Origin of the sequence: Solibacillus sp. FSL K6-1781 (genome assembly GCF_038630735.1) — a bacterium.
GTDB classification, from domain to species: domain Bacteria; phylum Bacillota; class Bacilli; order Bacillales_A; family Planococcaceae; genus Solibacillus; species Solibacillus silvestris.
This window is the reverse complement of record NZ_CP152038.1, coordinates 748,127-772,027: the sequence shown is the minus strand read 5'-3', so window position 1 is coordinate 772,027 and position 23,901 is coordinate 748,127. Positions and strand designations below refer to the sequence as shown.

Genomic DNA, 23,901 nt, shown 5'->3' with positions numbered 1-23,901 from the left:
TTGCAATGTGGAAATTTTAGGAACGCTTCATGAAAAAACGGACTGCCCGTTTCAGGCAATCCGCTTGCAGCCAATCATTTAGTTTGTTTCGATTAAACCGTATTTACCGTCTTTACGTTTGTAAACGATGTTCGTGCCGTCTGTTTCAGCATCTGTGAAAATGTAGAAATCATGTCCAAGCATGTTCATTTGTAAAACGGCCTCTTCCTGATCCATCGGTTTCAGATCAAATTGCTTCGTACGAACGATTGTATATTCATCTTCTGAAGATTCTGCGTTCGCTTCCATTTGGGATGTCACATTGGCGAAGTAAACACCAGTACCTTCGCGATCACGGAATTTACGGTTAACTTTTGTTTTATGTTTACGAATTTGGCGCTCTAGCTTGTCGACAATTAAGTCAACTGCCGCATACATGTCATTATGACGCTCTTCTGCACGCAATGTTAAATTTTTCATCGGAATCGTCACTTCTACTTTTGTTTGTTTATCATTATAAACCTTTAAATTGACGTTAGCGTTCGCGTTCAGATCTTCATTGAAATAGCGTTCTACCTTTTCAATTTTGTTCTCCACGTAATCACGAATCGCTGGAGTTACCTCAATATTTTCACCACGAATGTTAAACTTTAGCATGTGAACTCCTCCTTCATTACTGCTCTACTTATCTAATTCTACATACATCAATAAAATCCTGTTACGACTTGAAACTTTTTTCAAATTTCGACAAGTTGTCCTAAATATTGATTAGAAAGACACCGCATCGTTATATAAAGTGAAACTTCAATCAGTGGGGGTTCTTCATCCCAACTGATTGTTAGTTGAACCAATCGGGCTTTTACGGGTAGTTGATGCGGGAAAATTCAATGGTAACCAACCAATTTTATTTACGTCCGACTTCTTTTCTGCGGCGTACTTTCAATTCACTGACGATCAGTTCTTCAATACCGGGCTGATTTTCGAAGATCAAACCATATTGAAACTTATCGCCGTACTTCTTCTTCCATACGATGTCTCCAATGGCCTTAATCAATACCTCGTCTAAAATGAATTCCAGTTCCAACTGCACCAGGTTATTATTATTTTCACCAATTTCCCGAGAAGAAAACATTTTCATGCCATGCGGGCTCACATCGATGATTTCACACGGGTATTTTACTACTTCTAATTGTTCCTGTTTTCCATTAATCAATTCAGTGAAATTTGCTTCGATTGGGATCCCAAAAGTAAAGCGAAATCCTTCTGTGCGTTTAAACGCCATAACTGTTCCCCCTAGCCATTCAGTGCTACAATTTATATACCCACATTATGATGCAATACACGATTAAATGTCTATGTGCTTAATTGCTATTTTAAGGAGAATTTGTGACTTCAAACTCATGACTAATGAACCTGAATTTTTCCCCATTGCAATAAAAGAATGTGGAATCGATAAAAAAATGCGAAACAAAAAGAATTCTACACATTGGGATGTTCCGTTGCGTAAAACTCTATGCTTATTAATTGATTACATATTGTTCATTTATTTCTGCACATTTTAACATAATTTGTTGCTCGGCATTTGAATATTGATGACGACTGTAAAATTGTTTTAATAAGGCAGTAGCATAATAGCATTTCGCTTTGGTCCACTGTTTATTCATTCTACTGTGCGATACAGGCACTTTAATTCTTTCGTTATGCGTTAAAACGACGATTGAATGATTTTCCAAATACGGTTCAATATCATGAACATGATGTAATGCAAAGTACATACAATCTTCAAAATTGCGCATGGCCTCTGTCGGGAACCAAATATGAACTAGCGGAGACCTCGGAATCATGATCGGGTTAATAGAATTGGAGCTAAGAACCGCTTTTGCTGCTTCCTTTGCACCTTTTAGGCTGGAACCATGTTCTTTCAGCTCGCTATCCAGTAATTGCAAGGGTGTTAAAGGGACTCTTTTATGGCCATTCGGAGTGATCATAAGCGTATAAAGATTATTGAACTGATTAAATTTAGGCTTTAATACACAGGCATCATACAAGGAAATTCTGTACATTATCCATACTCCTTCCAATTTATAGTTATCATTTTTAGTAAAAAGGAGTATACTAACAATATGTCGGTATACTCCGGCTTCCAAACCTCAGGTGATATCTTTGGAGGATGCTCACTTGGGGTTTTTATGTTGCCATTTCACATACTCACTCACCCCCTTTTCTCGGTTAACCTGGCATGGTAACCGCTTTCTTCGATGAATTAAAGTAATGGAATTTTTCCAGCCAAAAACAATATCGCAGTGGAACAGATTGTGATAAAAGTTTGCTATAGATGACTAACCGATTGATTATGTATTTTGGGAAAACGGATGAGATTTTCGAATTCATGGGATGTAGTGGCATCTAGGGATTTAATATTACCGTTTTCTATTTACTAAAAGGCGAATATTAATTTGTTGATGCTAATGGTCGTGGATGTTTATAAATTAATGTAGGTCTATTGATAATGTACGTTTATTTTGTAGTGAATATATCTCAGATCGAATTGCTAATTATTTACATTATACAAAATAGTACAATATAATCAATACTATTTTGATTATTTTAAATTTTATAAATAATGAAGTCGAATTTGAGAGAAAAGATATATATGAAAAAGCCGTTGCGAAAAGATTGTAGTCTTCTCACAGCGGCTTCTATTATTTTAAATTTGTCCAACTGTACCATATTGCTGCTGGCGTGTAATTTTGATAACTTCTTTCCATGTGTCGCGGAATTCTGTAACTAGGCCTTCGACTTCTACGATGATGGCAGGGTCATTTTTGATGTTCGCCTCCGTTAATCGATGACTCATATATTCATATAGCGGTAACATTTGTTTTGAAATTTCGATGTCCATATTAAGTGTAGACATTAATTCACCGATAATTGCTTGAGATCTTTGAATATAATGGTTGCGCTCTTCTATATTTTTTACCTCAATCGCTACCTTTGCACGATTAAGGAATTTTATACATCCGTTATACAACATTAATGTTAACTCGCCAGGCGAAGCAGTTGTCACACTGTTTTGTTTGTATGCATTAAATGCATTCGTATGTGCTGTCAAAGAAGACACTCCTTTATAAACTACTAGTATTACTTTTTCTTATCATAATAACGGCCATCCATTACTTGAACATTTGCATAAGGGTTCATGTATTGCTGCTCATTCTTTTTGGAATATTGCAGATCTTTTAAATCGTTTTTTATTACTTTCATTGTACTATTTAAACGCTCGCGAATTCCTTTATCTAACTCAACTAACATGGCATGGGATTTCTGTCGCATATCAACCTGAAAACCATCATGTTGCATCTTTCCAATGATAATACCACGCTCATCTAATAAGTTATTCGTTTTTTCGATATAAGCATCTCTCTGTTCTCCCTCTGGAAGGATTGCCAAATGCTGATAAAGTTTCGCTGAGATTTGCAGTAACTGCTGTATATTTTCCATAAAACTCATCTCCAACTCTTAGCCTTGCATGAACATAGAAGACTGTTGATTCGCTTTATTGATTGCTGTCTCCATAGCTGTAAATTGTTTCCAGTATCGAGCTTCGATATTTTTCAATTTATTTTGCCATGTATCAATTCGCTTTTCGTTATCAATTAAGCTTTTACCAATTGCATATTGTGCATCTGTCATTGTAGAACGACCAGCTTTTTTCTCTATATTAACTTCTAATGATTTCATTGATTCACGTAGTTTTTCGAGATAGCCACGAGTATCTGAACCACCATAAGTAGGATCCGACTTTTGCCCACCACTATTCTTAAATAATCGCTCTATTGCATCTGGATCTTCCTCTATTGCTTTTCGTAACTTCGCTTCATCAATTTCAAGTGTTCCACCGTCATTATAGCTCTTAGAAGAAGTGATACCGATATTAAATAATGTATTATATTTTGTACCCTCTAAGCCAGGATTTGACTGGTATATAAGTGATCGCATATTTGATAAGCCATTGCGCACTACCGAATCATTACGAAGCAAGCCACTTTTTGCCTTTTCTTCCCAGAGCTTTATTTCATCTTCATCCATATCTTTTTTCTGCTCGGGTGTAAGTGGAGCATAATCACGATATTTTGTCTCTTTTGTTTGATCATTTAAATCTTTAATTAAACCATTGTATGTCGTAACGAATTCTTTAATTTTGTTCACCATATCGTCTACGTTTGTAGTGGATGACATTGTTACCGGTTGAGCTGATGGCGCTGCATTAACTAAATCATCATTAACCGTACCGTCTCCATTGAGTAATCCTGCGTTTTGAGCATCTGCTTGAGCCGTAGTTAAAGAACTTTCTGCATTTGCCAATCGTGCATCTGCCGCAACATCCTCAGCTTTTGCAGTATTATAAGCATTCCGTAATTGGTTTTGACCTGCCAAATTTTTAAATGCTGCTTGCTCAGTTGCAGATAAGCCATTCCAAATTATTTGTTGTTCCTCTGTTAATGAAGATACTTTTGAAGGATCTGCAATCACTTCTAAAATTTTTGCATCCCCTAATTTACTGTACTGAGATTTTAATTCATCGGACTGCGCTTTTGCAGCATATTCATTCAGTATAGCCTCATCTGAATTTTGCAGTGCTGAAAGTGTTTCTTTGTCTAATGCCTTTAAAGCTGACTTTAAATCATCAGAGAAATATTCATTTTCACTTATAGCTGTACGAATTTCACTTAAATCGGTTGTTTCATCTATTGTTAAACCTTTTAAAGCTGTAATAGCTTCACCCGATAAATCCTTTAATTTCGAGCCGCCAAATGAAACATAATTTGCCTGTACTTTAAAATGACTAAATTCATTTTCAGAAGCATTGTAGACTGTTTGTAATTTTTCAGCAGAAAATGCTTTTAGCTTTGTTTTTGATTCATCCGATAAGTTGCTTGCGTCTATTGCAGCTATTACATCTTCTTTACTATTGGAGCTTGCCAATTTGACTGTTTCAAATTCTTCAGCCGTCAAGTTTTTCCAGTCTGACGTAGTTAGTTTACGGTATTCTGCTTGTTCTGTTAATGATAACGTATTTCCAAATGCTGCATTATAACTATTGTTATGTGTGTTCGTATAGTTTGGTGTATCACTTGAACCATTTCCATAATAGGCTGAAAGCGCATTTGTGAGAGCTAAAGCTTTGTTTGCTTCATTTTCTGTCGCCAATTGCAATTCCTTTTGTGCGGATTTATATTTGTCTGCAATTGTTTGAGTGGAATTGAATGTATCTTTTAATGTAACGTTATATCCTGAAAGATTAAAGGTATTAGAAGGGCGCTCTGTCGCAATGCCGTTTACTTGGAAAATTGCATTTTTTCCATCTGTTGTTTGAAATTTGTCGATTACATTACCCAATTCATCCTTTTGCTGGTAAAAACCTAAACTCGTAAAAATATCTTTCCCACTTACAACATCAATTTCTTCCCCTGCTTTGTTATCCCCGGAATTTTTAGCTGTAAATGAGAAACGCCCATTTTCAAATACGGCTGATACTCCAGCATTACTAGCATTTACTTTACTCACAAATTGATTAACCGTCATACCATCAGTGATTTCAATTTTCGTTGCTTCAGAAGGCATTGTCCCATCAGCTTTAATTGCCTTCAATTCGATTGTTTTAGTTCCCGTACCAATTAAGTCACTCATTTTTGTTGACCCCACTGCACTTACTTGGTTCCCTACAGCTCGTGCCGAAGCTGCTAATTGTGAAACCCCTTCAATCGATAGTGAACCTGTTGCTGAACCTGTTGCTGTTGCACTAACAAGATTAGAATTTGAAGTTGAAGCCGTTTTAGAATTTAAGGACTTTAATACTAAATTATCTGCAATATACGTATCAAAAGTTTTTAATTTTGTATTTACACTACGATAAGCATCGCGTTGCCATTCATATGTTTGTTTCTTTTGTGTCAATTTATTTAAAGGTGCCCGTTCAGCATTCATTAATTTTTCTACTAAAGCATCAATATCCATACCTGATGCCAATCCACCAACTCGCATAACCATTTTTATTTCCTCCTCTAGTTATCTCACTTAAATTTTTTCATCAACTACCATTCCAAGCATTTTCTGCATCTCATAGAAGGCATCTAGCAATTTTTTCGGAGGTATTTCTTTTACAACTTCTTCCGTATCTCTATTCACAACTGTTACATAATAGCGTTCAAGTCCTTCGTGGAACATAAACTTAGAAGTACTGTTATTTACTTCAAGCATCTCGTTCATCTTATTAACAGCCTCTTGGACTTTTGTCTTAGTTTCATCTAAATTTTTTAGTTTTATCATAGGCTCAATTAAAGTTATTTCTTTTCTAGTAATATTGTCGCTCACTTGCTTTTCTAGTGTTTCTTTAGTAACGCTATTTATTGAGTTAGCTTTGTTCGTGACAGTTGTTTCAATATTAGCATTTCCTGAAATACGCATACTTTCCATCCTCCTTGAATTCATTAAATGCATTGTTAGTTTTAATATCGGACAGAAAAAAAAGAATTTCAGTTTTAACACAATCAAATGAATGGAATACTGAAATTCAAAGTTTAATTTTGTATTAGGATAAGAGTTACTTTAGAAAGTATTATCCATAAATCGGTAAAATAAGTCTGTTAAGTTACACTTTAACTATTTAATAAACCTCTTTTTTTAACAAATCACAAATAGAAAAATCAATAAGAGTATCAATATCAAAAGACCGCTCTTGCGGCATAATATATCCCGATGTATTACTTGATAAAAATGATTTTTCTTCAATCAGTTTTTCTGTTTTAGCCACATAAATCGCACCATTCAGCGCATAAACTTTTGGCAAGTCCTGACGTCTAGTCACTAACGTATGCTTTGGTAATAAAGGTACCATTCTTTCATCTTCGAGAATATACATCCAGTAAGGGGATTTCTCTGGCTCGGTTACTGAAACACAAAAATTAGTACCATCACTTGATAAAAGCTGTTCAATACAACCATCAATATCATCCACTGTTCTTAATGGCGATGTTGGCTGCAATAAAACGACATAATCATATCCTGGGCATTGCTCAATAGCATGTAGTACTGGATCAATTCCAGGTGTATCATCTTGGGCTAGCTCTATTGGTCTTTTAAATGGTACTTCACATCCGTATTGTTTTGCTACTTCAATAATTTCATCATCCTCAGTCGACAAAATCAAGCGGTCAATATACTTGGATTTTTTAGCCTCTTCAATCGTCCATGCAATTAAAGGCTTTCCAGAAAGCTCACGGATATTTTTACGTGGTATACCTTTAGATCCTCCTCTGGCTGGGATAATTGCTAAAATTTTTGAATTCATTCTACAAGCCCCTTATACTGCTCATTTGCACGGTTAAAATCATCAACACGCCCAATATCTAACCAATATTCATGAATTGGGAAAACTGATGTTTTTTTTCCTTGATTAATTAATGCTTCAAAAAGCGAAGGCATATCATAAAATGTATCTACTGGTATGTACTCAAACACTTCCGGGCTTAACACATATATCCCAGCGTTTACAAAGCTTCGATGGATTGGCTTTTCTTTGATCGATATTAACTCTACGCCATCAGTTTCAATAACCCCATAAGGGACTTGATATTCGTATTCTCGTACACACATCGTTGCAACAGCATTTTGCTCTTGGTGAAACTGCATTAACTGATCAAAGTTTACCTGAGTTAGTAAATCACCATTCATCACAAAAAACGGCTCTGTTGGGCGGTTTTCAAGTAATGATAATGCACCGGCTGTCCCCATGCGTTTTTTTTCTTCAATATAGTCAATCGAAATGCCCATTATATTACCATTTTGAAAGTAGTCTTGGATAACTTCTTTTTTATAATTCACAGAGAAAATAAAATTTGTATAGCCATATTGTTTAAATCCCTCAATAATTGATTCAACAATCGGCTTATTTCCAACCTTCAGCATTGGCTTTGGAATGTCATTTGTTAGCGGGCGTAATCTCTTTCCTAACCCTCCAAGCATTAGAATGACTTGATTTTTATTTGTAGGTGTTTCTAAATGGTCAATAAATAAAATATCAACGATTTGATTTTGATCGTTCACTATTGGTAACTGCTTTAGGTTTTTAGATTTCATCAATTGTTTGTAAGTATTCGTTTTTAGCCCATATTTTGCACTAAATGGGTTAGGATTCATAATCAAATTTATCGGAACTTCAAGCCCCTCACCACGTAGAATACCTCGTCGAATATCACCATCTGTGACTGTACCAAGTAAGTGATTGTCTTCATCTACAACAACCGCAAATTGTAAAGATGTTTCATCAATAATTTTCATTGTTTCAAACAACGTTTGTTTGGTATGAACGACGATATTTTCCCATTTAATCATTTATTACACTTCCTTTGCTGGTACACCATACGCCTTTGCATGATGATGCAATTCTTTCACCACTACAGATCCAGCTCCAATCAAGCATTTTTCACCAATATGAATACCTTGAATAATTGTTGTGCCTGTACCGATATGTGTACCATTTCCAATTTTAACAGCACCTGAGATTTTTGTACCTGGTGCGATATGTACGTGTGCACCAATTTGACCATCATGATCAATTATTGCGCCCGTGTTTATAATAGTATTATCGGCAATACTTGTTCCCGTTTGAACAATTGCACCTGCCATTATTTGAACACCTTCTCCTAACTGGGCAGAAGGTGAAATAATCGCAGCTGGATGAATGATTGATTTAAAGAAATAGCCTTTCTCTTTGAAATGTTTAAAGGTTTTTTCACGTGCAGAGGATGGTCCAAGCATACCTAATCCAAGAACAAGATTTACTTCTTGTGGGTTATAATTGTAAATAACTTCGTCAGGTCCTAAGTATACTAATCCAAAGACATTGTCCTCCATAATTGGAGTTGTAAAACCTATTATTTCATAGCCTTGCTCTTGCTTTAGTAAAGTTTCTATTAAAACAGAAGCATGTCCACCATTTCCAAGTATGATTAAAGATTTACTCATGAATTAATTCATCCTTATCATATGAATACTGCGCTTTTTTCCCAATATAATCCCAATATTTCGAAGGAGCTATTCCGCTACCTGGACGCTTAACAACTAAGTTTTCTGCACTAAAGGTTTCTCCCGGGTATATTGCTTTATTTGCTACTAAGCTTTTTCGAGCAGGAATTCGATTCTTTAATTCGACATAAGAAGGTTGCTTAAATCCATTACCTAAAGCTTGTTCAACTTGTCTTATTTGCTCAATCATTTGTTTGAGTTCAACAGGCTCTAAAGAAGCAACGTGATCTGGTCCTTCCATTGTTTTATCTAGTGTGAAGTGTTTTTCTATAACCTTCGCTCCGAGTGCTACCGCTGCTGTCGAAACGACAATACCTGATGAGTGATCTGACAAGCCCACAGGAAGTTGATATTCTTGCTTTAATGTAGTCATCGCCTTTAAATTGATTGTATTCAATGGTGCAGGATATTCAGTTGTACAATGTAAAATTGTCACATATTGATGAAGTAAATGTTTTGCTTCATCAGTTTGATAATATATTTGAACCTGCTCCATCTCACTTTTATTTGCTAACCCAAAAGCTATATAGGATAGTGCTTCATGAATATCTTCTAAAGTAGCCATTCCTGTAGATAAAATAATTGGCTTTTTCTTTTTAGCAATTGCATATATAAAAGGTGCATTTGTTAGCTCACCCGATGGAATCTTTGCAGTTTTAATTTGTAATTCATCGAATAAAAAATCGACACTTTCATAGTCAAAAGGTGTCGATAAAAACTCTATTCCTTTATCCTCACAATATTGTTTAAGCAATGTAAATTCTTCAAAGGTTAGCTCAAGCTTTTTTAACATGTCTAATTGAGAAGTTGATTCCTTTAAGTTTTCTACTTGATAATCCGCTTGCTTTGCATTCTTTGTTACTAAATTTTCTGCTTTAAATGTCTGAAATTTTACTGCATCAGCACCTGCTTCTTTTGCCACATCTATAAGCTGCATGGCCATTTCAAAAGAGCCGTTATGATTTACGCCAGCTTCAGCTATGATATATGTTTTCATAAGTCATAAAACTCCTTTTGAACTTTAAAATTTGGAATTGTTTTTATTTGCTCATAAATTTTATTAGCAGTATCTCCGTTACCAAATATTTTCTCATATTTTATATTGGCTGATAAAGCATAATCAATAGCACTTTTAATTGACACAGTAGATAACTCACAATCAATGACAGATGCAGGACGCTCTCTTCCCTTTTGTCTATCACCGCAATTAATCGTCGGCGTTTGTAAATAAGGCACTTCAATTAAACCACTTGATGAATTACCGACAACAAGTGCCGCCTCCTTAACTGCACTCAAATAACGTATCTGGCCTAGTGAATCATAAAGCTGCGCTGTTTGTGGATTCGCTGCTACAAATTGTAGTATACGCTCATTAATTTCCCTACCACCATTGTCCGCATTTGATTTTGTAAAAATTAAATGGTACTGGTGCTGATAGCTAGCTAGCACCTCTAATAAATTTACAATTCCACCAAATTCACCGTTTGTTTCCGGATGATACGTAATTAAAAAAAACTGCTTATCATCAACTATTGCTAACTCTTTACATATCATCTCACGACTCATTAAACTTAATCGAAGCGTATTGTCAATTCCAATCGCACCAACGTTAAATACGCGTTCTGGAGTCTCCCCTAGCTGTAAAACGCGCTTCTGGTGTCCTTCTGTACTCGTAAAATGCCATGTTGCCATCTTCGTAATCGAATGACGAATCGCATCATCATACGCACCGAATGTACATTCTCCCCCATGAATATGTGCAATTGGAATTTGCATAATTAACGCTGACTGTGCAACAGCTAGCATTTCAAAACGATCTCCTAATATAATAAGTAAGTCTGGATTTAATCTTGCTAATGCGTCCGCAAAACCAATTGTTGCTAGTCCCATTGATTTTGCAACAGCTGTTGAAGTATCTGCTGATAACAGCATTTCAACCTTTTCGTTAATGTGAAAACCATCTACCTCAATTTGATTGTATGTAAGGCCGAACTCTGGCGATAAGTGCATACCTGTTACAAGAATTTGAAGTTCAAAATGTTCATCATTTTGTATTAACTTCATCAGATTAGAAAGCAAACCATACTCTGCTCTCGTGCCAGTTACTATACATATTTTTCGTTTCATTTAATTCACCTCAATAGGCGTACTTGGAATATTAACAATATTCTTATTCAATATATCCGTCACCGATAACTCCATTTTCGGACAAGCTTTGTACATTTCCAACTTATCTATAGGGCGCCAAATCGGACGACTCATTACACCCTTTTCATTCAGAAATGTTAAGACCTCCTCACGATTTAATGATTCATCTAAAACCAATGTTTGTAACCAATAGTTACTATCACTATGTTTAGGCTGTTTAAATAGATATACACCATCTAAATTAGCGACAAGCTTATCATACTTAGACGTCAGTTGTTTTTTGTGCTTTAAAAGTTCACTAATTTTTTCAAGCTGGGCACAACCAAGTGCTGCATTTATATTTGGCATTCGATAATTATAGCCGATTTCATCATGAACATACTCCCATTTATGTGGAACCTTAGCTGTTATTGTTAAATGCTTTGCATAATCAGCAAGCGCTTCATCATCAGTTAAAATCGCACCGCCACCGCCAGTTGTAATGATTTTATTGCCATTAAAGCTCATGGCATTTATTTTACCAAAACTACCTGTATGCTTTCCTTTATAATATGTCCCTAAAGATTCTGCAGCATCTTCAACTATTACTAGATAATACTTTTCCGCTAAAACTAAAAGTTCCTCTAAATGTACAGCATGGCCAAAGGTATGCATCGGTACTAGCGCCTTTATACGTCGTTTCGTTTCTTTATTATAAAGCTCTCCGTTACGCACTTCTGATATATCTTCTAAATAAGCATCTAACTTAAACGGATCCATTCCTAAAGTTTCCTCATGTACATCAACAAAATGAGGAATAGCCCCGCAGTAGCTCACTGCATTCGCTGTAGCAATAAAAGTAAGCGATGGCATCAGCACTTCGTCATTTGCCTCCACCCCCGCCACCTTTAATGCAATATGCAGAGCTGCTGTACCATTTACAACCGCTACAGCACGCTTCACTCCAACGAACTTCGCTAAATCCTCTTCAAAACGAGTTACATAAGCACCTACAGAAGAAACCCACCCTGTTTTGACACAGTCTGTAACATATTCTACTTCTTTTTTGTTGAATGTCGGTTCATGTAAAGGAACAAAATCCTTTCCGTACATTTCTTTCACACGTTCTGCAAATTGTATCCATTGTTCATTCATATATTATAAACATCTGCCTTATATTGAGATAAGTTTTCGGGATTTGTAAACCATTCGATTGTCTCTTCTAAACCTTTGCGGAAACCTTCTTTTCCACCGTATTTCGGTTCCCAGCCAAGCAGTTCTTTTGCCTTTTTATTTTCAGCCCACAGACGCTCTACTTCACTTTTATCTGGGCGTAGACGTTGTTCATCCGTTTCAATTGTTAAATTCACACCCATAATATCCGCAATCATCTCTGCTGTTTCGCCAATTGAAACTTCATAATTTGAACCAATATTAATCACTTCACCAACAGATTTATTTGAATTCATAACTGAAATAAACCCTTGAACTGTATCCTTTACATAATTAAAATCACGGGTCGGTGAAATTGCTCCTAGCTTAATTGTATCTTTACCGTTGGCTAACTGACTGATGATTGTCGGGATAACCGCACGGGCCGATTGACGTGGACCGTATGTATTAAACGGGCGAATAATGGACACAGGTGTATCAAATGAACGATAAAATGATAATGCCATTTGATCCGCACCAATTTTTGATGCAGAGTAAGGGGATTGTCCCTGTAATGGATGTTCCTCATCTATAGGTACATATAACGCTGTACCGTATACCTCACTTGTAGAAGTATGTACAACCTTCTCCACTTCTAATTCACGTGCCGCTTGTACAATATTTAAAGTACCATTAATATTCGTATCAATATAGGTTGCTGGTGAATGGTATGAATAAGGGATTGCGATAAGTGCAGCTAAATTTAATACATGAGTACATCCCTTCATTGCTTCTTTCACACCAAATGGATCACGAATATCACCAGTGAACACATCGAGCTGTGATTTAATATCGTGAGGTGCATGGTCTAGCCACCCCCATGAATTAAACGAGTTGTAATAGCAAAATGCGCGTACATCATGCCCATCACGAATAAGTCGTTCCGTTAAGTGAGAGCCAATGAAACCATCAGCACCAGTTACTAGTATTTTCATGTGAATTACTCCTAACTTCAGTCTTTACTATTTTGTAGTAGTTTAGTAATTATAACTCAAAATTAGTTCTTATATATATTCACCGTATTTCCAAAGAAATCTGCCATTTCGTATTCTAAAAAATCTGCTAATAGCGTATCGTTTCTTAGTTTTATTGCTTCATTTATTTCCTTTAATATCTGATTGAGCTTTTCAATTTCAATAGAAATAACATAATCATACTGTAGTAAAATATTAAAAGACTCTGTCAACCAATCAATTCCTTCAATAAAATCAGTAATAGCACTATACGCTTTTACTTTATCTCCCTCTCTTAAATAGTCCGCTACCATGGTACATCCATTTGGAATTTTCAATATATATGACTGTATACTTTCTAATAATTCTTCTAATTGCTGTTCAATTTTTACATCCATCTTTATAGCTCCTTTTATATTTACTTCATTTCAGACCATGCATGGTGACACAATAAATTATCTAGATATTCTTGTATATATTTCACAAAAAACTTCAATTTATTTAGCATCTCTACCCTTTCACTATTTGTTTGAAAATTATTTTCAAAACCATATTCGAACATATTATTAATTGCTTTAGTAGATGAATAAATCATATTTAAAATATGTTTTTCTAACACATCGTTTTCTCTTAACTTCTTTACTAACTTCAAAAGCTTTTGTAAATCATGTAAAGTAACAGCATTGGTATTCATTTTATCAATTTTGATTAATACTTCGTCTACTTTTTCTTTACAAGCTTTCATTTTATCTAAATACTCTATAGAAAAAGTATAATCTATCGATTTTTCCATCGACATTTGTGGAATCCAAGATTTATCTAATATTTCTTCTAACTGAATTTCATTTACATCTTTATAAGATACACCTTCAATTTTTGCACCTATTTTTGATAAATTATAAATTTGAATTTTATTGTTCACATTTTGAATAATGGAAATAGCGTTATTAAAAGATTCTAATGTAGATGCTAAAGGTAAAGTTGTAACAACTTTATCGATAAAATTACCATTAACTTCCTTTGTCGGACCTAAATTTTTTATTGCATCATGTTTATGAACACCTGGTGCATAATACTCACCATTATTTAGCGCTAAATCTTGTCCAACTAAAAATACTTCGCTTGCCCCTAAATAGTGTGTAAGTAATAAGGAATATAAAGCAACGGACGGAACAGTTGGTATCCCTAATATTTCAGGTCTAACTTCTTTTGTAATTGTATCTTGATCTAAATTCGTAAAATAAATTTCACCTTGATGATGTTTTAATATTAAGTGATTAGTAGTACCTGTTGTAATAATAGGTCCATTGTATTTAGTGTTTTGGAAATGAGCTGTAAAATTCACAACTGAAGCATCTATTATAGTTACAAAATCCGGAATTATATTTTCATTTATTAGGCCATTCACCGCAGAACCTGATGCAATAATATATGCTTTATCCTTGTTTTCTTTAATAAAATCTAAATTATCAATTAGTGAAGGTCCGGATGCAACTAATATAAATGGTTTATTTTCAAAATGTTCTTTTATATCTAAAAGATTTTTACCTTTTTTAGATAATGCCAAATTTAATATTGGTTCTGTTAGCCATTCAAACATAAAAAATCGCTCTGTATTTTTATTAATTTTAGCTGTTGTTGTACCCATCTTTATTTTTTCAATAGCCGGCGTTATCAATTCTTTATTTAACTTCTCATAGTTAGGGTGGATTAATATTTCAACATTCATTCCTAGTGCATCTCTAATTGCACTACTAATTATAATATAGTTCAAGTTGGTCACATGGTAAAAAGAAATATTTTGTCCGTGTAATTTCTTTTTATAGCCTTCTTCATAGTCAATTTCGTCAAAAATTTCAATAATATAAAACTTAGAATTAAAATTCATATCTAATAAATATTGCAATAATATCCCATTACCAGAACCTATTATAAAGTAGCATTTATTACTTTCTATCTGTTTACCAAACTTTTCAATTTCCTTATGCGCAGAAACTTCAGAATTTAAAGAAATATATTGACTCGAATTCATTTCGTATATTTTTATAACTTCTAAATTTCTAGCATTAGTCTCCTTTGTAAAACTATACATTTTATTAACACCTTTTCTCTTCGATTCATTTAAAAAACTTCAAGTTTATGTATAAAGATTAAGTAGATATCTAGTATAAAAAAAGCTGAAGCATTTAGCTTCAGCTTTTTAGCCTTCAAATTTAAAATTATCCTAATAATTGAAGTACACCTTGTGGTTGTTGGTTCGCTTGCGCTAACATCGATTGTGCAGCTTGCATTAAGATGTTGTTCTTCGTGAATCCCATCATCTCTTTTGCCATGTCTGTGTCACGGATACGAGATTCAGCAGCTGTTAAGTTTTCAGATGTAGCACCTAAGTTGTTAATTGTATGCTCTAAGCGGTTTTGAATAGCACCTAAATCTGAACGTTGAGATGAAACTGCTTTAATAGCAGAATCTACTAATGCAATCGCACTATTAGCACCAGTTTGTTTACTAATATCCAATTTGTCTACACCAAGAGCAGAAGCCCCCATTGTGCTAATTGACACTGATAATGTTTGCCCTGTATTGGCACCGATATGAATTAATTTACCTGTGAAAGATCCATCTAATAAACCTTGAGTATTGAATTCAGTGTCAGTTGAAATACGGCCAATTTCAGTAATTAAAGCTTCAACTTCTTTTTGAATTTCAGCACGGTCATCATCAGTATTTGTATCATTCGAAGATTGTACTGATAATTCACGCATACGTTGTAAAATAGCATGAGTTTCGTTAAGGGCACCCTCAGCCGTCTGGATTAATGAAATACCATCTTGTCCGTTTTTAGTAGCCATGTCTAAACCACGGATTTGTCCACGCATTTTTTCTGAGATTGCTAAACCTGCAGCGTCATCGCCAGCACGGTTGATTTTGTAACCTGAAGATAATTTCTCAAGGTTTTTAGAAGCTTGAGCATTATTAGCAGTAAGGTTACGGTGTGTGTTTAAAGCTGAAATGTTGTGTTGAATTCTCATTTGGAATTCCTCCTTGAATTGTTTTTATATGACCCACGTCCATGTAGGAAAGCTCGGCGTTGGCTAGTGCCTCTGCCTTACACTATATATATCGTAGCTAATTTTAAATATTTAATAGTTTTTTGTAAATTAGTATATATTTTTTTAATGTATTAAAAAAAGTGAACATTATCGATGCGTAAGATTAAAATTTATACGAATAAAAAAGCCTTATCGAACATCTTCTACAAGACTTGTCCATATCACTGCTTAAGCTTAAACTGCTTCAATGCATCGACTGAACTAGCCAATGCCTCTTTATTTTGCTGCTGAATCGCTTCAAACACTTCCGATCGGTGAACCTTAACAGACTTTGGAGCTACAATGCCTAGCTTTACTTGGTCGCCGTCAACGGAAATTATTTTCACTTCAATTTGGTCGCCAATCATTATTGTTTCGCCTTTTTTTCGTGTTAAGACTAACATTTACTTTCCACTTCCTTTATCTATAGCTATTTCATATCGTAATGGATATTTATCGCTATCCTGAAGGACGATTTGTTTGCCAAGCTTTTGTTTTGTATTAATAATAATTGGCGCAAGTAAGTTAATTGTAGAATTCGCGAAGTGTTCTTTTAAAGTGATGACAGTATATGTTGCCACTTCACTCTCTTCACTTATCTGTAATTGTTCTTTATCCTCTTCGCTTAAATGAAAAGCATAATCGGATTTAAAGGCGAATGGGTAGCCTACAACAAAGCCAATTTGCTCATCTTCAGTCGATTGTAATAAGGCAATGGGGAGGTCTGCATCTAATCCTATAAGAATGTATTTCGTATATTGTGTAAAACCAGGTAACCCCTGTTCAAATGTAAGTATTTCTGATTGATCTATTTCTACTTCACCTAAAAATTTCGTTTGAATATTCATGTATTTCGCTCCTTTTAGCCAATGACGTCAATTTGCACATCTGGTCTTACAATCATTTTGCTATTTACTTTTCCATAAGTGAAGTCAATTTGCGGCTTGTTCACCGTCACGTCAACTTTCGGTGCATTGCGTTCAATATTTATATCTGTTGTTCCTGGTGTAATATTTACTTTTACTGAACCAATCGACGGAATAAATTTAATGTTATAAGGACCTGGACGTTCCGGACCATGATTTTGTTTGGAAATGTTTTGGATTGTTGCACGTCCTTGGCCTTTCCCAGCACTCATCATAATTTGACGTCCTTCACCCATTCGTCTGGACATCCCTTTCAACATTTCTTGCCTTCCCCTTTGAGCATATTCTTTAATCAATTCGCCAACAGGTTTGGACCCTAAATCTCGCCACATTTGGTCCATATTAATATCCAGCTTGGCGTTTGTCGTATTAATCTCAACTGTTGCAGCAGGTTGGGATATGTTTAATTCTGCCCGTCGCTGTTGAATACGCTGAAAGGGCTTGGTAATCGTGTAATCCATCTGGATATCTGTTGTTGAAATCTGTATTTGTGGGAATCGCATTTTTAATGTCTCCCTTCTTTTCAATAAAAGCGCTTGGAGCATGTCCAAACGCTTAAAAAATATATGAGTTAAAAATTAATTAATGGGTGAAATCTAATTTCATATTTAAAACCCATTTGCGCCTGCCGCTTTGCTTTCGGCGCAGAACTCTAGTAGATTTCATTAACGGATGAAATCTACTAGAGTTTGCTGAATAATTTTGGCGCCTACAGAGAGGGCAGCTTGATGGATAGATTCAGCTGTTACCATTTCTGTAATCGTTTTTGCATAGTCTGTATCTTCGTTTTCAGACATTTGCTTTGTTACGTTTACTTCTTGCATTTGCAGGCGGCTTTCCATTAATTCAACACGATTTTGCTTTGCGCCGACTTCCGCGCGCTTTACCAGTACCTTTTCATTTAATGAATCAAGTCCTGGAATATTTGCAGTGCCTCCTGCTGTAAAATCAACGCCTAGTGCATTACCGATTTCTTCACTTGTACCTCCGTTATTTAAAAGAGTGTCGAGCCCGTTCATGAAGTTTTTTACTTCTCCAAATAGTTCTGCACCCGTTACATTAATAGGCATTGAGATTCCATCGAACACATTAATCTCAATTTCCTTACCCAATCCCGTGAAATTAGGACCATTTTGAATTTCACCGTTTTCATCAAACAAGGGGCTACTAGTATGTGTCCCGGAGAAAATATAATTCTCCCCAACTTTTGTGTTCCCTAAATCTTGGATATGTTGATTGATTTGCGAAATTTCCTGATTGATTTTTTGACGATCCTCGGTAGTAATTGTATCATTCGCTGCTTGAATAATTAACTCTTTTACACGAATAAGAGATGTTCCTACTTGATCTAACGCTTCATCTGTTGAATCTAACCAAGTATTTGCTTCCCTCATATTACGTTGGTATTGTGCATTTTTATCTAGGTCAATGCGATATCCCATTCCTTTTACAGCTACTACTGGATCATCGGAAGGTCGGTTAATTATACTTCCTGAATTTAATTGTTCTTGGTATTTAGCCATTTTATTATAACTATTATTTAAGTTACGAAGCATATTACTAGAGAGCATCGATTGTGTTACGCGCATCGTATTATTCCCTTCTTTCTAGTATGGATTATAAACCTGCACGGCCCATTCCGTTAATGATTTTGTCTAATGTTTCGTCGATAACTGTAATCATACGTGCGTTGGCATTGTAGGCTTGTTGGAAAGTAATCATATTCGTCATCTCTTCGTCTAGTGAAACTGAGTTATGGGATGCACGATTATTTTCAATTTGCAGACGCAAAGTTATTGAGTTGTATTCTAATGTTACTGCTTGTTGACCTTTAACTCCTAAATCACCAACTAAAGATTTATAGAAGGATTGGAACGTACCACCTTGCAGAGCTGTTTGAACTTTGGATTGCAGTTCAGAAAGCTTTAACATATTTTGGTTGTTACCTACTTCATTTTCCTCACTAGAAGCAGCAACTTCACTTGGTTTTGTAGTAACAACTTTAAAATCCTTCGCTGAAGTGCCCGAGAAGAATGGCTTACCTTTATCACCATTTAAATCAAATCCGTCTTCATGTACTGCATTGAATTTCTCAATAAATTCACTTGCCAAAAGATCTAACTGTGATAACATTTCTGGATATATGCCTTCTCCGTTACTGTGACCAAATGCATCAATCAACGACACTAAAGAACCTTTTGAAGATTCAAGCTGATTATAATTCACAGTTGCAATATTGGCTGTCGGCGGATTTTTTTCATGATTACTTGACAATCCCGAAATAGAAATATTATCGAACTCCAGATATTCACCATTCGCATCTACATCACCGGTAATTGCGCCTGTTGCATTATTCGTCGATAGTGCTGCATATTCTTTCCCTTTAACAAGAGTAATCGATTGGCCGTCAGTTGTTTTGAAGGAAATTGTCATGCTCCCTTCTGCAATTGCTAATGCATTACCACCAGATTTTTCAGTCGTAATTGATACCGGAATAATATCGTTTAACTTATCCACCAATGCATCACGTGCATCATAAAGGTCATTCGGCATATAACCATTTGGCTCTACCGCTTGAATTTGACCATTTAAATCAGCAATTTGCTTTAAAATATTATTAACTTCTTTCGTTTTTACATTAATTTCATTCCCGATATTTCCTTGAATTTGCTTTAACTGAGCATCGATATAGTTGAATGATTCTGCCAAAGATTGACCTTTTGAAATCATTACTTGACGTGCTGCTGTATCTTTTGGATTTGTCACGATGTCTTCCATTGATTTCCAAAATTCAGTAAATGCCTGGTTCAGCCCAAATTCAGAAGGTTCGGACATAATATCTTCCATTTGAGAGATTGATTTTGTTGTCGATTGCCAGTAGCCCAATTTATTTGTTTCTTGGCGATATTGGCGGTCGATAAATTCATCACGAATACGCTGTACGGAATGCGCCTGTACCCCTGTCCCGATATGACCTGCTGTTTTACCTGTATTTAAACCCGGACTTGGGAATCCCGGTGTTGTTTCCATATTAACGCGTTGGCGAGTATAGCCGAGTGTATTGGCATTTGAAATGTTATGTCCTGTTGTATAAAGCGCTGATTGCTGCGTGTAAAGTCCGCGCTTACTTGCTTCAAGTCCCATAAATGTAGAACGCATTGTAGGACCTCCCTTTTAGTGTGTAGTTTCTGTACAGTATTAATAAAAAATCGCATGTATTGCCTCCGCAGCATGCGGAAGCTTACATGCAATTAGGCTTTAAATTCATTGAAAGAACGTTTTGCAACTTCAGTATTCCCGCGTATTTGCGCACCGGAATAATTGAACTGCTCTGTTTGCTGTGGGCGCATTGCATCCAATGTTATGTTAATAAACTGCAGTGAGTTCATGACCAGTTTCTGATTCAAATCATTTTGAATCTTTAATTGATTCAGCAACGCTATTAAACGTTCGCGTACATTAATCAATTTTTCAGTGGATTCGCTGTTTCCAGCGGCTGTTATCACATCGGCAACAGATGGTGTGTCAGTGAGAGCAATTCCTTTTGCTCGGAGGTAATCCGTTACCATCACCTGACGCTGTTGCTCAATTGTGTTAATCGCCGCTACATGTGACTGCTCATTTTTGATGAGCTGATCAAGCTTTTCCATATCACCTTGCTTAATGTATTCCGTTTTCGCAAGCGCTAGTTCCAGCAGACTTTTATGCATTTTCTCTAGCTTTTCCAGCGTGACGACAATATTGGCAATTGACATGTATTTAGCGCTCCCTTACTCGTAAAATTTCTGTTATTTCCCTCGGTAGAATTTCAGCATGTCCTCTGCAACCTGCTTTGCGTCTACTTTGTAGTTTCCAGAATCAATATCTTCTTTAATCTTTTTCACACGTTCTGCACGCTCATTTGCATAGGTCGAATTGGCCTGCATCTCTTTTGCTTTTGTTGAAATTTCGATCTGGTCTGCAAATGTTTTTTTAGTTTCTTCTGTTTTTACAGGACGTGCTTGCTTATTGTAATTATTGATCGCTTGTAAACCTATTGGATTAATCTTCATATTTATAGACCTCCTCTTAAAATCAGTTACGCCTCGATTCGGCTTATCGCTCGGGAGATAAATCCTTACCGAACCTTCGACTTCCGCCCGGGGCTTAAACTTATTACAGCTGAATAAAGTTAAAAGCTTCGTCTACTTTATATTTCGACTGCTTCTACCAATTGTTTATGCTCTATTGCAAAAAATTGGACTTATGTAGTATATTATTATGCTCATTTTACTGAAAATAAAAACGAAGTCCTATTTAAACGACTCCGTTTTAGGCACTTATTTTTTTCCAGAAAGATATGTTGCACGCTCACGACGTTCAATATCATCTCGAAATTCTTTTGCTGCATCAAATGTCCGCAATTCAGATTTTAAATCATTTTTACATTTTTCACATAGCTTCCCTGAATTTGTTATTCTTCCGCAGTTATCACATGGGTAACCCAGGTTTGGAAACATCGCCGGGTGGAGACGCCCTTTTCGGACCCATTTATAAAGCAAGTCCCGCTCAACCCCAGTCGCCTCCACAATACGATCAACATTTGCTGCACGGTTTTCGCGCTTACGCAGGAAACGATACACCTCCTGATACAAGTCCTCTTCTTTTTGCGCACAGTTATGACAAACTTCCCTCAAGCCAGTGTAGTTAAAAAAAGCATTACATTCCGGGCAATTTCTTAATTCCGCCATTTTGAGCCCTCCTTCTTCGTATCTACTTTTCATTATTATACAAAATACTTCGATAACTTTGTTTGAATACTTTCCAATATCTTAATAGGCACTATATTTTACCCATGGATTAATGTGAATCCGTCCACTGTTTTCGCACCGGCTTCAAGCAGCGCCTTTTTCGCATGGTTTAATGTTGTCCCTGTAGTATAAATATCGTCAACTACAAGTAAACTTTTATCTTTTATTGCATTCGGATTGATAACTTCAAATAGTTGTGTGGTTTTTAGTCGCTCTTCTCGTGTTTTCAGTGATTGCTGCTCAGTCGAAAGCTTTGTAAAATGATGAGTAAACGGGATATTTGCCGCCTTTAGCAATTCATCGATATGTGCAAACGTCCTTAGTCGCAAGTTTTCGGAATGCATTGGAATGGGAATAATAAGACGGGTTTCATTTTTGAGCTGTTCATGGAGGATTTTATTGAATACTTTTGCAAGGAGTACATCGTGCAAAAACTTAAAGCGGTGCAAGTAATCTTTCATCGCTTCATTATAGTGGAATAAAGACACGATATCTTCTTCCTGTTGCTGCTCGATTCGTTGAAAGCGTTGTTCACAGCGGGGACAAATTGTTTGAGGCAGTGTTTTTAGTAGCAGTTCTTTCCAGCCAATGTTTTGATGGAGCTCGCGATCACATAAGAGGCAATTCGATATCGGTTTATTCATGGCAGTTCATCTCCTTTATTTTATTGCGTGCCCTGTCCATTTCCATTGTAATACCATGGTGGAAAAACACAATATCCCCTGTAGGATACTGTACATTACGTCCTACTCTACCGCTAATTTGAATAAGTGCACTGGATGTGAAAACGGGATTTTCCGCACCTACTACGGCGACCTGAACATTTTTAATCGTGATTCCGCGCTCCAGTATTGTCGTCGTCAATAAACCTTTCCGCTGTTCATTGCGCAATTGCAGAACTTTTTCTTTCCGATCAGGATCTTCGGAATGGACACTTTCTACAGTAGATTCTATTTCTTGGAACAAGGGTGATGCTTGTTCCATTAATTCGATTGTTGGAAAGAAGATGAGAAATGGCTCGTTTTCCTGGATCCTTTTCTTGACCCATGTATGGAGCTTTTGAGGGATTTTATTTTTCTGAAATGCTTTTTCATAATTCCAAAGCGACTCGAACCTCGGCACCGGCAAGGCATGGCCATGGTACCTCCTTGCTAAAAATGAGTAGCCCCAGTTTTCTCTTTTTTGCTGAAGGAGCAGTTTGTTTGAAGGAGTAGCCGTTACAAAAGCAATCGGGGCATCAGCTTTTTTTGCTTTCATGACCGCACGCTGCAACGCTTCGTCATAGGTGTACGGGAAGGCATCTGCTTCATCGACAATCATGACATCAAATGCATTTTCAAACCGGTACAACTGATGTGTCGTCACCAGAACAAGCTGCGCAAACTCGGCGTTATTTTCCGCGCCTCCGTATAGTGCATGGATCGTAATCTTTTGGAACACCTGCTGAAAACGAGGATACAATTCGAGGACTACATCCGTTCTAGGCGTTGCCACACAAACTCTTTTACCCGCTTTCAGTGAATCGTATATCGCAGCAAAAAGAATCTCTGTTTTACCAGCACCACAAACTGCTTCCAAAAGGTGATTTCTGTTTTGAGCAATACTTTGGGCGAGTTCATCCGTCGCTTTTTGCTGATGAGGGGTAAGGTTGCCTGCCCATGCAAACTGAACTGGCGATCTTGATTTCGGGGTTTTCGTTCCTTTCCACAAAATTAACTCATCACAGCTGCACATT

The 23,901-nt window shown here is 36.2% G+C and carries 27 protein-coding genes; all 27 read right to left on the bottom strand.

Going from position 1 to position 23,901, the window contains the following annotated elements; genetic code table 11:
• Positions 1-78: 78 nt before the first annotated feature.
• Positions 79-636 carry a ribosome-associated translation inhibitor RaiA gene (raiA, locus tag MHH37_RS03665; RefSeq protein ID WP_008407321.1) on the bottom strand — a complete coding sequence of 186 codons (558 nt, stop codon included), beginning with the start codon at positions 634-636 and terminating at the stop codon, positions 79-81.
• Between the two features lie 247 nt (positions 637-883).
• Complete coding sequence (locus tag MHH37_RS03660) at positions 884-1,261, bottom strand: PilZ domain-containing protein (protein WP_014824635.1); 378 nt, start codon at positions 1,259-1,261, stop codon at positions 884-886.
• A 238-nt stretch (positions 1,262-1,499) separates the two neighbouring features.
• Positions 1,500-2,042, bottom strand: a complete 543-nt coding sequence (locus tag MHH37_RS03655) for a competence protein ComK (RefSeq protein ID WP_342575038.1) — start codon at positions 2,040-2,042, stop codon at positions 1,500-1,502.
• A gap of 644 nt (positions 2,043-2,686) precedes the next feature.
• A complete protein-coding gene (fliS, locus tag MHH37_RS03650; protein ID WP_342575036.1) occupies positions 2,687-3,091 on the bottom strand; it encodes a flagellar export chaperone FliS in 405 nt (134 codons plus the stop codon).
• A 29-nt stretch (positions 3,092-3,120) separates the two neighbouring features.
• Complete coding sequence (locus MHH37_RS03645; RefSeq protein WP_342575034.1) at positions 3,121-3,480, bottom strand: flagellar protein FliT; 360 nt, start codon at positions 3,478-3,480, stop codon at positions 3,121-3,123.
• An 18-nt stretch (positions 3,481-3,498) separates the two neighbouring features.
• Positions 3,499-6,030 carry a flagellar filament capping protein FliD gene (fliD, locus tag MHH37_RS03640; RefSeq protein ID WP_342575033.1) on the bottom strand — a complete coding sequence of 844 codons (2,532 nt, stop codon included), beginning with the start codon at positions 6,028-6,030 and terminating at the stop codon, positions 3,499-3,501.
• A 27-nt stretch (positions 6,031-6,057) separates the two neighbouring features.
• On the bottom strand, positions 6,058-6,447 hold the full coding sequence (locus tag MHH37_RS03635; protein WP_342575032.1) for a flagellar protein FlaG: 390 nt from the start codon (positions 6,445-6,447) through the stop codon (positions 6,058-6,060).
• 199 nt (positions 6,448-6,646) lie between these two features.
• Positions 6,647-7,330 (bottom strand): acylneuraminate cytidylyltransferase family protein, encoded by a 684-nt coding sequence (locus MHH37_RS03630; RefSeq protein WP_342575031.1) that lies wholly within the window; start codon positions 7,328-7,330, stop codon positions 6,647-6,649.
• Positions 7,327-8,373, bottom strand: a complete 1,047-nt coding sequence (locus MHH37_RS03625; protein WP_342575029.1) for a nucleotidyltransferase family protein — start codon at positions 8,371-8,373, stop codon at positions 7,327-7,329. The genes MHH37_RS03630 and MHH37_RS03625 overlap by 4 nt, the downstream gene beginning before the upstream one ends.
• 3 nt (positions 8,374-8,376) lie before the next feature.
• Complete coding sequence (locus MHH37_RS03620) at positions 8,377-9,006, bottom strand: acetyltransferase (protein ID WP_342575027.1); 630 nt, start codon at positions 9,004-9,006, stop codon at positions 8,377-8,379.
• Positions 8,999-10,063 (bottom strand): N-acetylneuraminate synthase, encoded by a 1,065-nt coding sequence (gene neuB / locus MHH37_RS03615; protein ID WP_342575025.1) that lies wholly within the window; start codon positions 10,061-10,063, stop codon positions 8,999-9,001. The genes MHH37_RS03620 and neuB overlap by 8 nt, the downstream gene beginning before the upstream one ends.
• Positions 10,060-11,193 carry a UDP-N-acetylglucosamine 2-epimerase gene (gene neuC, locus MHH37_RS03610; RefSeq protein WP_342575023.1) on the bottom strand — a complete coding sequence of 378 codons (1,134 nt, stop codon included), beginning with the start codon at positions 11,191-11,193 and terminating at the stop codon, positions 10,060-10,062. The genes neuB and neuC overlap by 4 nt, the downstream gene beginning before the upstream one ends.
• The gene (locus MHH37_RS03605; RefSeq protein ID WP_342575021.1) at positions 11,194-12,348 is read right to left on the bottom strand and encodes a LegC family aminotransferase; all 1,155 of its coding nucleotides are present in this window, start codon (positions 12,346-12,348) and stop codon (positions 11,194-11,196) included.
• Complete coding sequence (locus tag MHH37_RS03600; RefSeq protein ID WP_342575019.1) at positions 12,345-13,340, bottom strand: NAD-dependent 4,6-dehydratase LegB; 996 nt, start codon at positions 13,338-13,340, stop codon at positions 12,345-12,347. Before MHH37_RS03600 ends, MHH37_RS03605 begins: the two co-directional genes overlap by 4 nt.
• Positions 13,341-13,402: 62 nt before the next feature.
• Positions 13,403-13,756 (bottom strand): hypothetical protein, encoded by a 354-nt coding sequence (locus MHH37_RS03595; RefSeq protein WP_342575017.1) that lies wholly within the window; start codon positions 13,754-13,756, stop codon positions 13,403-13,405.
• Positions 13,757-13,776: 20 nt separating this feature from the next.
• Positions 13,777-15,450 carry a 6-hydroxymethylpterin diphosphokinase MptE-like protein gene (locus tag MHH37_RS03590; protein ID WP_342575016.1) on the bottom strand — a complete coding sequence of 558 codons (1,674 nt, stop codon included), beginning with the start codon at positions 15,448-15,450 and terminating at the stop codon, positions 13,777-13,779.
• A 127-nt stretch (positions 15,451-15,577) separates the two neighbouring features.
• Entirely contained in the window at positions 15,578-16,390 is an 813-nt protein-coding gene (hag, locus tag MHH37_RS03585) for a flagellin Hag (protein WP_342575015.1), read from the bottom strand.
• A 242-nt stretch (positions 16,391-16,632) separates the two neighbouring features.
• Positions 16,633-16,854 (bottom strand): carbon storage regulator CsrA, encoded by a 222-nt coding sequence (gene csrA, locus MHH37_RS03580; protein WP_342575013.1) that lies wholly within the window; start codon positions 16,852-16,854, stop codon positions 16,633-16,635.
• A complete protein-coding gene (fliW, locus tag MHH37_RS03575; protein WP_342575011.1) occupies positions 16,855-17,298 on the bottom strand; it encodes a flagellar assembly protein FliW in 444 nt (147 codons plus the stop codon).
• Between the two features lie 14 nt (positions 17,299-17,312).
• Positions 17,313-17,879, bottom strand: a complete 567-nt coding sequence (locus MHH37_RS03570; protein ID WP_342575010.1) for a DUF6470 family protein — start codon at positions 17,877-17,879, stop codon at positions 17,313-17,315.
• Between the two features lie 162 nt (positions 17,880-18,041).
• Entirely contained in the window at positions 18,042-18,965 is a 924-nt protein-coding gene (flgL, locus tag MHH37_RS03565; protein ID WP_008407351.1) for a flagellar hook-associated protein FlgL, read from the bottom strand.
• A 28-nt stretch (positions 18,966-18,993) separates the two neighbouring features.
• Complete coding sequence (gene flgK / locus MHH37_RS03560; protein WP_342575009.1) at positions 18,994-20,535, bottom strand: flagellar hook-associated protein FlgK; 1,542 nt, start codon at positions 20,533-20,535, stop codon at positions 18,994-18,996.
• Positions 20,536-20,627: 92 nt separating this feature from the next.
• Complete coding sequence (locus MHH37_RS03555; protein ID WP_008407355.1) at positions 20,628-21,131, bottom strand: flagellar protein FlgN; 504 nt, start codon at positions 21,129-21,131, stop codon at positions 20,628-20,630.
• A 33-nt stretch (positions 21,132-21,164) separates the two neighbouring features.
• Positions 21,165-21,428, bottom strand: coding sequence for a flagellar biosynthesis anti-sigma factor FlgM (gene flgM / locus MHH37_RS03550; protein WP_008407356.1), 264 nt, complete (start codon positions 21,426-21,428; stop codon positions 21,165-21,167).
• Positions 21,429-21,695: 267 nt separating this feature from the next.
• Positions 21,696-22,106 carry a TIGR03826 family flagellar region protein gene (locus MHH37_RS03545; protein WP_008407359.1) on the bottom strand — a complete coding sequence of 137 codons (411 nt, stop codon included), beginning with the start codon at positions 22,104-22,106 and terminating at the stop codon, positions 21,696-21,698.
• Between the two features lie 98 nt (positions 22,107-22,204).
• Positions 22,205-22,810, bottom strand: coding sequence for a ComF family protein (locus tag MHH37_RS03540; protein ID WP_342575008.1), 606 nt, complete (start codon positions 22,808-22,810; stop codon positions 22,205-22,207).
• Entirely contained in the window at positions 22,803-23,876 is a 1,074-nt protein-coding gene (locus MHH37_RS03535; RefSeq protein WP_342575007.1) for a DEAD/DEAH box helicase family protein, read from the bottom strand. The genes MHH37_RS03540 and MHH37_RS03535 overlap by 8 nt, the downstream gene beginning before the upstream one ends.
• Between the last annotated feature and the right edge of the window lie 25 nt (positions 23,877-23,901).